The organism is Dethiosulfatibacter aminovorans DSM 17477 (genome assembly GCF_900142005.1).
Lineage (GTDB): Bacteria > Bacillota > Clostridia > Tissierellales > Dethiosulfatibacteraceae > Dethiosulfatibacter > Dethiosulfatibacter aminovorans.
In genome coordinates, this window is record NZ_FQZL01000030.1 from 35,318 (window position 1) to 48,556 (window position 13,239).

Below are 13,239 nucleotides of genomic sequence, written 5' to 3' on the forward strand. Positions count from 1 at the left end.
TTAAAATGTCATTAAGATTGGGTAAAAAATTATTTATACTGGTTTTGACGGAAAAATTTGTGTAAAGTTCCCTTATATTGTGCATATTTGATAGATAATGAATAAAACTTGTGTTAATATTAGTAGTAAGAATAAGAGAGGGTGCTGAAATGGTGAAAAGCGTATTTGACATAAAACAATCATTGATATTATATACGGTCATAGTAATAAGCTTTTATTTTACAAGCATTGCTTTTTTCAAAGCATTTGATATAAATGGAATACCCCTTACACATGTTCTTACACTTTTTTTACCTGGCATCCTTGTGACCATTATGGACAAGAAGGATATAAGGGAAGTATACATGTTGAGGAAACCTGCAGCATCCAGGTACATATATATAGGTTTGGGCATGTGGCTTGTAGTACTGATAATCAGCGGCATCTATTCGGTGTTTGCAGTAAAGATTCTTCCTGAGGAAGCGGAATTGCTTGAGGCATTTGATTATTTGTTTTCAAACATGTCTTTGACTTATCAGCTTTTGGTAATAGCGGTTATTCCTGCAATTATCGAGGAACTTCTGTTCAGGGGGCTTTTTCTTTCATCGTTTTTAGAACATTTTAAGCCTTGCAAGGCGATGGTGTGGACATCTCTGATGTTTGCATCCATGCATTTCAGCCTGCTAAAGCTGTTTCCAACCTTTATGCTGGGAATGGTCTTTGCATACACGGTCTACAAGACCAAATCCATACTTCCTGCGATAGCACTCCATTTCATAAACAATGGTTTTTCAGTTGTGGGGACATATTTTTTGTTAAATACGGAGCTTGATACAGGATATATTTATTCAGTTGATTTATTGGCTGTAATTATAACCGCCTCAGTTTCTTTGGTATTTATAAAGACAGGTCAAAAATCAAGAGGAGAATATGGACAAAACTAATTCAAAAATATCTATATTTGTTAAAGCAGGCTATGGAATAGGAAACCTGGGATTCGGTATAGTATTTCAATGCATTGCTGCCTATATGCTGTTCTATACAACGGCTGTACTTGGAATAAAGGGCAGCTATATAGGAACGATTATGGCAATAGGAGTATTTTGGGATGCAATAACGGATCCACTCATGGGATACATTTCGGATATTTCCAATTTTGCGAAGTGGGGCAGACGACATCTGTATATGTTGGCGGGCACCATTCTTATTTCTGTGTTCAACATGTTTTTATGGCATATCAGCACTGCATTTTCACCTGCGGTAAAGCTTGGCCTGATACTGACTTTTCTTTTGCTGCTAAAAACATCACTTACTGTATACGGCACTCCCTATACGGCGCTTGGAGCGGAGCTTTCCACTGATTATGATGAAAGGACCTCGGTACAAAGCTACAAGTCTGTTGCATTTATGTTTGGTCTGGCCTTCCCAATGGTTGCAGGACTTCTCATATTCTTCAGGCCTACTGAGCAATATCCCATAGGACAGTTGAATCCAGCAGGATATTCTCTCATGGGTACGGCCACATCATTGCTTATGATATTGACGGGATCTCTTTGCATATGGGCAACCTACAAATACAGATTCAATTCCATGCCGGACACGAAACTGCAAAGTATTAAAAAAGAAAAAGGTGGGATGTCCTTCATAGGAGCATTTAAAAACAAATATTTTATATATGTGTTTTTTGGCTATCTTTTTTTCAATGTGTCATCAGCACTGATAGGAAGCATAGGACTCCACGTATTCACCTATACATTTGGGCTGGACAACAAGGGAATAGCACTGGTAATGGGAACCTTTTTCGGAATAAGCATATTGTCCCTTCCATACTGGAGTGTCCTTTCGAAGAAAACGGATAAAAAGCCTGTCATGCTAAAATGCTTGAAGATTTCAAGCATTGCAAGCCTGTTGTTTCTTATGGCTGTTTTACTGAGAATCATCGTGATGAAATTCAATTTCATACTCATTGCAGTAATAGCAATATTGGGCTTCGGTACGGGAGGCTTGTTTCTTCTTCCGAATTCCATGACTGCAGATACAATAGACTATGAGGAGCTGGAACAGGGTTTCCGTTCAGAGGGAATCTATTATGGAGCTCTAACATTCGGATACAAGATTACCCAGTCGGCAGTGCTTTTCATAGTGGGAATATTGCTTGATGTAATTGGATTTGATTCTTCATTGGCAATGCAGTCCACATTTACAACCATAATGCTTGGTGTCATACTTGCAGTAGGAAGCCTGGCTGCATTTGGACTGTCATATTTCAGCATGAACAAATACGATCTCAACAAGGAAAAAATTGAAGAAATTCAAAGCAAAATAATGAATAATGGAAAAGATATTGATACGGAGATAGAGAAAACAAATGACTAGAAAATATGAAATTACTTATATAGCCAATTCGGGAGTTATGATAAAACATGAAGATGTGAAGCTCATAGTAGATGGTTTGCATACTAAAAAGGCTGTAGAATTCAGCAGGGTGAAGGAAGATACCCTTGAAAAGATAGTACGGGGGTATAAGCCCTTTGATGATGTAGACTATCTGCTTTTCACACACAGACATGTCGACCACATGTGTCACAAATCCATTGTGGAATTTCTAAAGAACAATGATAATGCGGAAGTGCTGTATCCTAAAGACGAGGGTTGTGTGATAGAAGCTGTTGATACCTTTGTAAAGGAAGGTGAATACCTCGGCGGAGCTCTGGACATCGAACTTGGAAGAAAGATGAAATATCCCATAAAAAATGGTGAGATCATATTTTTCAAGTCGAAGCATATGGGTGATGAAAGTCTTCAGTGCAGCAATATCTGTTATATAATAGAACTTGACGGTATAAGGTTCCTGCATCTTGGCGACGGAAACATTGACTACGATTATCTGGAAAGGATGCTTTCTGACGAGAAAATAAATGTAGCGTTTATGAATTTCCCCTTCATGCATCTGCCTGAGGGAAAAAAGATAATAAGGGAAATAATCAAGCCTGATCATATGGTAGTGTTTCATCTTCCCTTTGAAGAAGATGACATGAGCAACTATATAAAAAGCACCCTTAGAAGATATGAAAAGGACAGGGATAAGCTTCCTGAAGTTGAAATATTCATAGAAGAAGGTGCGAAGGTGGAATATATCTATTGACCAGTAGTACATAAACTTGTATATGGAGGTTAACATGATCAATCATTTTAGATTTATAATACCTACGAAAATCAATTACGGTGCAGGGAATTTGTCCTTGTTGCCAAGAGAACTGGAAAAACTGGGTTCTGAGAAGGTTATGGTTGTAACGGACTCGAAACTCATACGGTTAAAGCTGGTTGAGCGGCTGGAAAAGCTTCTGGCGGGGTATGACTATGTCATTTATGACGGAATAGAACAAAATCCCAAGGATTACAATATTACCAATGCAACCGCATACGCAGTAAGAGAAGAAGTGGATACAATAATAGCCTTTGGTGGAGGAAGCCCCAATGATGCTGCAAAGATGATTGCAGTTATGGCTGCCCAAGGCGGAGACATCAAGGAATATATGTTTGGCAAAAGGGAAATCGAGAAAAAGTTAAACCTCATTGCCATTCCCACAACGGCAGGTACCGGCAGCGAGGTTGCTTTTTGGTCGGTTATAACCAATTCGGAAGAGAAGCTTAAGTATTCCATAAGGAATCCTATTTTGGCACCTGATGTAGCTATAGTCGATCCGGAGCTGACTCTTACTGTTCCTCCGGAAATAACTGCAACATCAGGTATTGATGCATTGACACATGCAATAGAGGGCTATACATCCCTTCGTTCCGAGCCTATTGCAGATGCTATGGCCCTTTGTGCCATAAGCCATATCACCAAATATATTGAAGCGGCAGTCAATGATGGAAGTGATCTGGAAGCAAGGGACAAGATGATGATTGGAAGTCTCATGGCCGGCATGTCTATTGTCAATACGGATGTGGGAGCTGTTCACTGTATGGCTGAAGCACTTGGAAGCACTTATGATTCTCCTCACGGAATCTGCAATTCGGTACTCCTTCCTTATGTAATGGAATATAATGTAATCAAATCTGAAGAAAAATATGCAAGAATGGCAAACTATATGAATGTATATGGACCAAATGACCTTATGACGGCCAGTGAGGGAATAGAGCATATAAAGATATTGTCTAAAAGGATAGGTCTGCCTAATATTAAATCCTTGAAAGTTACTCCGGATGACTTTTCCATGCTTGCCAACATGGCGGAAAGGAATGCATCATCCCTTAACAATCCGAGAAAGATAGGGAAGGAAGACTACTTGAAAATATTCATTAGAGCATATGAAGACAGCGATGATTAGAAAAGAATGACAACGTTGTCCGGATAATGAATTAGCCCTTGAAACACTTGTGAAAACGTTGTACAATATATAAGTACTGATTATATATTTTATTGATTGAGGGAATGGTACGATATTATAATAAAAACTCAATAACCTGCTAAAGAGGGAGCAGGTTGTTGAGTTTTTATTTTTTTGATTTTTTTTATACGTAAACGTTAATTTCTGATATAATAGTAATACCGGGATAAATTCAAAAGGAGTATGGAAATGCTTGATATTGGAGATATTATCGATTTGGCAAACAATATAGATGTGTTTGAGAAGGGGGTTGACTGTTACAAGTCAGGCCTTGTTTCTGATGTGAAATACAACAAGATCAGCGAAACAATACAGGCCACGGTACATGGAACCAGGGATTACAAGGTTAAGGTGTTTCTGGATGATGAAAAATATGTCAATTCCAAATGCGAGTGTCCGGCTTATGAAACATGGGGAGGAGTATGCAAGCACATAGTGGCTGTATTTTTGTTTTTAAAGAACCAGGATAAAATCGATATAAAGGTGAAAAGTAAAAGAAACAATACCGATGTTTTTGACAATATACTTTCACACTATACCCTTTTCGACGACATGGACAGTGCGGAAGGAAAGAAGAGGATAAATGTCAAGTATTTCATCGATTTCGACAAATACAGGAAGAATATGGTTCTTTCAGTGAAGCTGGGTACGGAGCAGATGTACGTGCTGAAGGATGTAAGGGGATTCATCAAGGCTTACAAGGAGGGCAAGGAATTCGAATTTGGGAAGAGCTTCACCTATGATCCTGCAAATGAATATTTTGACAGGAAGGATGCAATGGTAATGGAGCTCATTGGAGACATTGTCAATGAGATCGACTATATAAAGAACTACAGCTGGACAGCCTATCATGTAGACTTCATAAGCGGAAAGAACATTTTGCTCACAAACAACAACTTCATTAAATTTATTGAGATTCTGGATGGAGGAAGCATAGAGCTTAAGGCCGACTATTTGAAATACAAGAAAACGGATACGGTCAGGGGCGATATAGACCTTGTGTTTGACATAGCAAGCTATGGAGACTATATCAGATTTGCCGTAAGGGATATGAAGAACATCACAATTCTGACCGACAACTATTCCGCAATACTATACAAGGACACCATATACAGGATTTCAGACAGGCAGAGGGACAATCTAAAACCTGTATTGAGCCAGCTTGAAAACAAGAAGGAAAGCCTTGTGATATCAAGGGAAAAGATAAACAGTTTCATGTCCTATCTTTATCCAATAATAAGCGAAACAAACAAGATTGAAATAGACAGGGAGTTAAAGGAAAAGATATACAGCAGGAAATGTCAGCCAAAGCTGTATCTGGATAAGGATGGTAATGGAATTAAGGCGAAGCTTAAATATATTTACGGAGATTATGTGTTTGATTCAATTACAGGTATGGAATCTGAACCGGTTAAGGACGACATGGTGATAAGGGATTTGAAACTTGAAAACAAGATAATGTCAATACTGGAAAATTCTGACTTCAAGGTTCTTAACGACAGCTATCATATCAAGAAGGAAAAGGATGTATACAAGTTCGTCGTGGGAGGGCTTCCCGAGCTTACGGATAAGATTGAAGTATATTATTCGGATGATTTCAACTCTATTTCACTCAGAGACAAGTCGTCGGTCCATATAAACACATTCATGAATGAAAACATGAATTATTTTGATTTCGGCTTTTCAATAGAAGGCATATCACAGGATGAAATTCCCGACATATTGAATACTTTAAGGGAAAAGAAAACATACTACAGACTGAAGGACGGGTCTTTTTTGAGTCTTGAAGAAGAAGTTTTTGATACCATAGTGGAGGTACTTCAAGACCTTGAACTTGGTGATGACTCCTTTTCAGACGGCTTGGTGGAAATAAGCAGCAACAATGCTTTTTACGTCAACGGGAAGATCGAAAAGCTTAACCTTAAGCATTACAAGAGAAACATACTGTTCAAGGAACTTATAATGAGAATAAGAGAACCTGAAGATGAAAGTTATGAACTTCCTGAAGGATTGAATTGTCAGCTAAGGGAATACCAGATGACTGGATTCAACTGGATAAAAAATCTTTCTTCCTTCAATTTCGGGGGAATACTGGCTGATGAGATGGGACTTGGCAAGACTGTACAGATGCTTACATATATCAAGTCTGAGCTAGAAGTTGATGGAGACAGGCGTTTTCTGGTCATTGTACCCACTTCGTTGCTCTACAACTGGTATGAGGAGGTAAAAAAGTTCACTCCTGGAGTAAAGGCTGAAATAATTGCCGGTGCCAAGAAGCTTCGTGATGAAAAGCTTGAAAATACCGATGCCGATATTATTATAACATCATACGCCACCTTCAGGAATGATGCAGACATTTACAAGGGCATGAAGGTGTACTGCTGTATACTTGACGAAGCCCAGCATATAAAAAACAACTTGTCCAAGACTTCAAAAGCTGTGAGACAGGTTAAGGCTGTCAAGCGTTTTGCTTTGACGGGTACTCCGATAGAAAACTCCCTTGCCGAGCTGTGGTCGATATTCGATTTTATAATGCCCGGATATCTGCATAGTTACAGTAAATTCAGGAAGAATTTTGAAAAGCCAATAGTAAAGAACCAAGATGAAGAAAAGCTCGCGGACCTTAAGGGAAGAATCGCACCATTCATTATGAGAAGGATGAAAAATGACGTGTTGAAGGAACTTCCGGACAAGATAGAAGACAAGATAACAGTGGAGATGAATATTGAACAGAAGAAAATCTATCTTGCATGGCTTGATAAAATCAAGAGTGAACTGGAGGATGAATATTTTACAAGGGGGTTCAACAAGAGCAGAATCAAGATACTCGCCGGTCTTACAAGGTTGAGACAGATATGTTGCGACCCTTCACTCTTTATAGAAAACTACCAAGGTGAAAGTTCCAAGCTCAACCTCCTTAATGAATTGTTAGACGAGCTTCTGGAAGCGGGTCACAGGACTGTAATCTTTTCACAGTTCACATCCATGCTTTCAATAATAAAGGAGCAGCTGGATTCGAGGGAAATAGACTACTATTCTTTGGATGGAAGTACCAAGGCCATAGACAGAAGCAACATGGTCAATGAATTCAACGATGGAAACAAGGATATATTTTTGATTTCACTGAAGGCGGGAGGGACAGGACTGAATCTTGTGGGAGCCGATACTGTAATACACTACGACCCATGGTGGAATCCGGCAGTTGAGGAACAGGCAACAGACAGGACGCACAGGATAGGTCAGAAAAACAAGGTGCATGTAATCAAGCTCATTACAAGAGGTACAATAGAGGAGAAGGTGTATGAGCTTCAAAAAATAAAGAAAAAAATGGTTGAAGATGTTTTAAGCATTGAAGAAGGAATGATTTCATCAATGTCGGAGGATGAAATAAGAAATCTCTTTGAGGTGGAGGATGAATAAGGATTATCTGGACATTAAAGAGGACAAGCTCATATGGAAATTCTGTTTTTACGGGTTTTTCAAGAATCTTAAGTTTTTTGAGCCATATCTTTTCATATATCTTTTGAGCAAGGATTTGAGTTTTCTTGAGATCGGTTTTCTGTATTCCATAAGGGAGGCTTTCAAGTACATATTCGAGATTCCTTCAGGAATAATAGCTGACAACTATGGAAAGAGAAATGAACTTATGGCATGTTTTCTGTTCTACATAGCATCCTTTGTTTTCTTTTTCCTTGGAAACGGTTTTGGTCTAATATCTGTCGGAATGGTATTTTTTGGACTGGGAGAGGCGTTCAGGTCAGGAACCCACAAGGCTATGATATATTCGTATCTTGAAAGAAGGGACTGGTTCAAGCATAAGAGTTTTGTATATGGACGGACAAGATCATTCTCCCTTCTTGGCTCATCAATATCCGCGTTTTTATCAATAATATTTGCCCTCAATATTGAAAATTTGAACATGCTCTTTCTATTGTCGATAATCCCATATATTGTTGATTTTTTTCTCATCAAGTCCTATCCCGATTATTTAAATGAGAGAAGGGAAAGTGAAATAAGCATTTCGAAATTTTTCCATCTAATGATTAGGCATATAAGGGATGTTGTCCATGATTTTGACTTGGTGAAGCTGATACTGAACGTATCCATATATGACTCCATATTCAAGTCCTTGAAAGACTATATTCAGCCTCTCATACAAATTGTACTTCTTGGGGGAGGAGCCATTGTCATATTGAATCTGGGTGAAGAACAGACTGCAAGGCTATATATGGGCATGTTTTACGGAATAATATATATCATGAATTCAATAGCGTCTAGAAATGTTTACAGGCTTGTTGAAAATGCTGATACGGAATATGTCATGAATATATACTATTTGATTTTTGGAGTTCTAAGCATGGCCATTTCAGGGGCCCTGCTCATTGACAGCAAGGTTTTACTGATATTGAGCTATGCTGTTGTGTTTCTCCTGTATGATACCAGGAGGCCTCTTTTTGTAGATGCTGCCGGCGATATGATGGACAAGGAGGAGCGGGCTACCGTCTTTTCTGTGGAAAGCCAGATGAGAGCCCTTCTTGTAGTGGTATTGGCGCCGTTGTTTGGAATGATAGTGGATGTATTTTCCATATACACTTTGTTTGTGGTTGTTGGGATATTCAGTCTGGCCATGGGATTATGGCTTTTGAAAACAGGAAGGTGATAGCATGAAATACAATATGGAAGCTGATTTAAGCAGAAAATTCATAAAAGAATCAAACGACAGAAGCAAGGCTTATGGAATAAAAAGAAATCAGGTGACAAGCAACAAGGTACTGAACGACAGGGAGCTTAATGACCTCATAAAGGAAAATCAGGAGCTTGTTTATGTTGCAAATCCTTTTATAGAACAACTCTATGATTTTGTTAAAAAATCAAATTTCATAGTGATACTGAATGATGTGGATGGATGCATCCTGAACATAATAGGAAACAGCGAGATGTTGAAAAAAGCCTTCAATTCAGCGTTGGTCCCTGGAGCCTACATGGGAGAGGAATATATCGGTACAAACGGTATGGGTACATGTATCCACGAGGGAAGGCCTCTGCAGGTTTCAGGAGATGAGCATTATATTAAAATATTCCATCAGTGGACTTGTTCCGGCGCGCCTATCAGAAACCACAATGATGAAATCATAGGCTGCATTGATTTGACAGGAGACAAGGAGCTTGTGAATTCACATACTCTTGGAATGGTGGCCGCTGCAGCAAATGCCATTGAAAGCATGATGAGGATCAGACACTATGCGGAAAATCTTTCCATGAACAACAAGTATTTGGAAGCCATTATGAACTCCTTCCAGGCAGCTATTTTTTCAGCTGATTTTGAAGGGAATCCCAAGCTTATCAACAAGAATACTTCCGATATGTTCGGTTATGAAATTGAAGAACTCAGGAAATCAAATGTTGCCGATATAATTCTGGACTGGGAAAGAATAAGGAATACTGTCAAAAATAATGGCAGCATATTCCAGGAAGACGTATATGTCAATCTTAAGGTCAACAAGATGGAAGTGAATTTAAGTGCCTATCCCATAAACGACAAATTGGGCAAACCCATGGAAATAGTTTTTGTAATCAAGGATGTGAAAAAGCTGAGGAAACATGCGACAAGGGTAATGGGTTCAAAGGCTGTCTATACCTTCGACAAGATAGTAGGTGAGGATGAAAGCTTCGTCAAGACTATAGAATTTGCCAAGAAAATTGCGGATTCAAAATCAACGGTCCTCATTATGGGTGAAAGTGGAACGGGAAAGGAATTGTTTGCACAGTCCATTCAAAATTACAGCAATAGGAGAAATGAGCCATTTGTTGCCCTAAACTGTGGTGCAATACCGAAGAATCTTATAGAATCGGAATTGTTTGGATATGTTGGCGGAGCCTTTACGGGAGCAAAGCAAGGAGGACATCCCGGGAAGTTTGAAATAGCCGACGGAGGTACAATATTTCTTGATGAGATAGGCGAAATGCCCATAGACCTGCAAACAAGACTTCTTAGAGTCATTGAGGAAGGTGTTGTAAGAAGAGTGGGGTCTTCTGAAGAGAAACCGATAGATATAAGAATTATAGCGGCTACAAACAAGAATTTAAAGGAGGAGGTTGAAAAGGGGAATTTCAGAAAGGACCTTTATTATAGATTGAACGTTCTTCCCTTGAGGCTGCCTCCTCTAAAGGAGAGGGCGGGAGATATTCCGCATCTTATTGAACACTTCATGAAGAAAAAGTCCCATAAGCTTAACAAGAGGGAGGTTGTAATTCCCGAGGAATATATGAATTATCTCATGGAATATGAATGGCCGGGAAACATAAGGGAGCTTGAAAACATAGTGGAACTCATCATAAATACAGAATCCCTTCCTTCGAATATTGGCTCCAAGTCGGGGTTTATTCACAGTGGTGATGAAGCCATGGGAGATGATATCACTCTCGACAGCATGGAAAGACTACATATTGAAAAGATTTTGAAAAAATACAAGGGAAATATAACGAAAACAGCCACAGTTCTGGGAATAAGCAGGAATACATTGTACAGAAAGATGGAAAAATATGATATAAACGCTCAATAATGGAGCGGTGTAACGAAATAGAGCAGGGTACATTGATTGGCAATGCGCAATAATGAAACACAAAACATTGTTAATTAATGTACAAGCTTTGACTTTGCCTGCGAGTGTTCAAATACAACACTTTAAACAGAAATATGACTTAATGTTTCACTGGCATGTTTATTGCAATAATCTTCTATATAAAGCATAGGAGGTTTTTTTATGTTTGGATACAATGGTAAGATTTTAAGAATCGACTTGAAAACCGGAACACACAAAGTGGAAAGACTTGATTTGGAAATGGCAAAAAAATTCATCGGTGGAAGAGGACTGGGTACCAAAATAATGATGGACGAAGTAGATCCGAAGGTGGATGCATTGAGTCCGGAAAACAAACTTCTTGTAGTAACAGGACCTATGACTGGAACTCCCGTAGCAACAGGCGGCAGATATATGATAGTTACAAAATCACCGCTGTCAGGAACAATTGCTTCCTCCAACTCTGGCGGTAAATTTGGAGCAGAGCTTAAATTTGCAGGATATGATGTCATCATATTTGAAAACAGGGCGGAAAACCCCGTATATGTAAACATTGAAGATGACAAGGTTGAAGTGCTTCCTGCCGATGCGCTTTGGGGAACAGTAGTTTCGAAGACTACTAAAATGCTTGAAGAAAAACATGCAAAGGGCTGCAAGGTAATGGCAATAGGACCCGGAGGAGAAAATCTTTCAAAAATTGCTTCAATCATCAACGACGAGGACAGGGCAGCAGGCAGATCTGGAGTGGGTGCCGTAATGGGATCAAAGAACCTGAAGGCTGTAGTTGTAAAAGGATCCAAGAAGCTTATGGTTCCAGACAAGAACAAGCTCAAAGAGGTTAGAAATGCTCAGCTGGCAAAAATCAAGGAAAACGGAGTTACCGGAGAAGGTCTGCCAACCTATGGAACTGCAGTTCTTGTAAACATTATGAACGAACTGGGAAGTTTTCCTACTGACAATTTCCAGAAGTCGCAATTTGATGGAGCGGAAGGAATCAGCGGTGAAACGCTTAAAGAAAAGCATCTGATCAAGAATACAGCATGCTTTGGATGTCCCATAGGCTGTGGAAGGTTTGTAAACATGGGGGATCAGAAGGTTGGAGGACCTGAATATGAAACTTTATGGGCCTTTGGTGCTGACTGCGGCATTAGAAATATGGATGCCATTATTGAAGCCAACTACTGGTGCAATGAAATGGGAATAGATACAATTTCTGCAGGAGCGACAATAGCTGCGGCAGTAGAGCTTAAGGAAAGAGGATTTATCAAGGAAGAGGAACTTGACGGACTGAAGCTTGAATTTGGAAATGAAACAGACATAGCGGAATGGGTAAGAAGAATGGGCTACAGGCAAGGGCTTGGAGACAAGATGGCTGACGGTTCATATAGACTGACTGAAGGATATGGAGTACCTGAATTTTCGATGACAGTCAAAAAGCTTGAAATGCCTGCCTACGACCCAAGGGGCGTACAGGGACAGGGACTTAATTATGCTACATCCAACAGAGGAGGATGTCACGTAAGAGGATATCTAATTTCTCCAGAGGTTATTGGACTACCGGAACAGCTTGACAGATTTGCTGTTGAAGATAAGGAAAAATGGGCCAAGACATTCCAGGATCTCACAGCAGCAATAGATTCCCTTGGAGTATGTTTGTTCACTTCATTTGCACTTGGCGCCGAGGATTATGCAGACATGTACAATGCAGTATGCGGAAGCAACCTGACAGGAGCGGATCTCCTTGAAGCAGGAGACAGGATCTGGAATCTTGAAAGAATGTTCAACCTTGAAGCGGGGATATCTCCAGCTGAAGATACCCTGCCTAAGAGACTTCTTACAGAACCTATCGCTGAAGGACCATCAAAAGGCCATGTTCACAGACTTTCAGAAATGTTGCCAAAATACTACAAGGAAAGAGGCTGGGACAAGAATGGAATACCTACTCAAGAGAAGCTTGAATCACTTGGACTTGGAAAAGGAAAATCAAAATCCAAGAAATAGACAGAATATGCAATAGAAAACATTGATATACGGAATAGAACCACTTCTTGTCTGCTAACCGGCGGGGGGTGGTTCTATTTTATTTTTAAATTTCAAAAAATACATAATATAATGTTTGATAACGATTTCATTTTATGCTATCCTAAAGCAGTACCGCAATAAAATATAACGTTTCACAATATAAAACAAAAGGAGGAAAAAGTGAAAGGAAAAATCAACAAGATGTTCAGTAGTGATTCGATGCTTATATTCGTTTTTATAGGACTAATGCTTTCAATACTTAC

The 13,239-nt window shown here is 39.4% G+C and carries 8 protein-coding genes; all 8 read left to right on the forward strand.

What is annotated here, in order from left to right; genetic code table 11:
* Nucleotides 1-149: 149 nt before the first annotated feature.
* Nucleotides 150-923, forward strand: a complete 774-nt coding sequence (locus BUB05_RS15295) for a CPBP family intramembrane glutamic endopeptidase (protein ID WP_073050491.1) — start codon at nt 150-152, stop codon at nt 921-923.
* Nucleotides 910-2,355, forward strand: coding sequence for an MFS transporter (locus BUB05_RS15300; protein WP_073050492.1), 1,446 nt, complete (start codon nt 910-912; stop codon nt 2,353-2,355). Before BUB05_RS15295 ends, BUB05_RS15300 begins: the two co-directional genes overlap by 14 nt.
* Nucleotides 2,348-3,124 (forward strand): MBL fold metallo-hydrolase, encoded by a 777-nt coding sequence (locus BUB05_RS15305; protein ID WP_073050493.1) that lies wholly within the window; start codon nt 2,348-2,350, stop codon nt 3,122-3,124. Before BUB05_RS15300 ends, BUB05_RS15305 begins: the two co-directional genes overlap by 8 nt.
* 34 nt (nt 3,125-3,158) lie before the next feature.
* A complete protein-coding gene (locus BUB05_RS15310) occupies nt 3,159-4,313 on the forward strand; it encodes an iron-containing alcohol dehydrogenase family protein (RefSeq protein WP_073050494.1) in 1,155 nt (384 codons plus the stop codon).
* Nucleotides 4,314-4,562: 249 nt separating this feature from the next.
* Nucleotides 4,563-7,793 (forward strand): DEAD/DEAH box helicase, encoded by a 3,231-nt coding sequence (locus BUB05_RS15315; protein ID WP_175548579.1) that lies wholly within the window; start codon nt 4,563-4,565, stop codon nt 7,791-7,793.
* Entirely contained in the window at nt 7,786-9,033 is a 1,248-nt protein-coding gene (locus BUB05_RS15320; RefSeq protein WP_073050496.1) for an MFS transporter, read from the forward strand. Before BUB05_RS15315 ends, BUB05_RS15320 begins: the two co-directional genes overlap by 8 nt.
* A 4-nt stretch (nt 9,034-9,037) precedes the next feature.
* On the forward strand, nt 9,038-10,936 hold the full coding sequence (locus tag BUB05_RS15325) for a sigma-54-dependent Fis family transcriptional regulator (protein WP_073050497.1): 1,899 nt from the start codon (nt 9,038-9,040) through the stop codon (nt 10,934-10,936).
* 201 nt (nt 10,937-11,137) lie between these two features.
* Nucleotides 11,138-12,955 (forward strand): aldehyde ferredoxin oxidoreductase family protein, encoded by a 1,818-nt coding sequence (locus BUB05_RS15330; RefSeq protein WP_073050498.1) that lies wholly within the window; start codon nt 11,138-11,140, stop codon nt 12,953-12,955.
* The last annotated feature ends 284 nt before the right edge of the window (nt 12,956-13,239 follow it).

Excerpts from the sequence above, each read along its gene's own strand:
- BUB05_RS15295 (WP_073050491.1), top strand. The coding sequence starts at position 150 with ATGGTGAAAAGCGTATTTGACATAAAACAATCATTGATATTATATACG.
- BUB05_RS15300 (WP_073050492.1), top strand. The coding sequence starts at position 910 with ATGGACAAAACTAATTCAAAAATATCTATATTTGTTAAAGCAGGCTAT.
- BUB05_RS15305 (WP_073050493.1), top strand. The coding sequence starts at position 2,348 with ATGACTAGAAAATATGAAATTACTTATATAGCCAATTCGGGAGTTATG.
- BUB05_RS15310 (WP_073050494.1), top strand. The coding sequence starts at position 3,159 with ATGATCAATCATTTTAGATTTATAATACCTACGAAAATCAATTACGGT.
- BUB05_RS15315 (WP_175548579.1), top strand. The coding sequence starts at position 4,563 with ATGCTTGATATTGGAGATATTATCGATTTGGCAAACAATATAGATGTG.
- BUB05_RS15320 (WP_073050496.1), top strand. The coding sequence starts at position 7,786 with ATGAATAAGGATTATCTGGACATTAAAGAGGACAAGCTCATATGGAAA.
- BUB05_RS15325 (WP_073050497.1), top strand. The coding sequence starts at position 9,038 with ATGAAATACAATATGGAAGCTGATTTAAGCAGAAAATTCATAAAAGAA.
- BUB05_RS15330 (WP_073050498.1), top strand. The coding sequence starts at position 11,138 with ATGTTTGGATACAATGGTAAGATTTTAAGAATCGACTTGAAAACCGGA.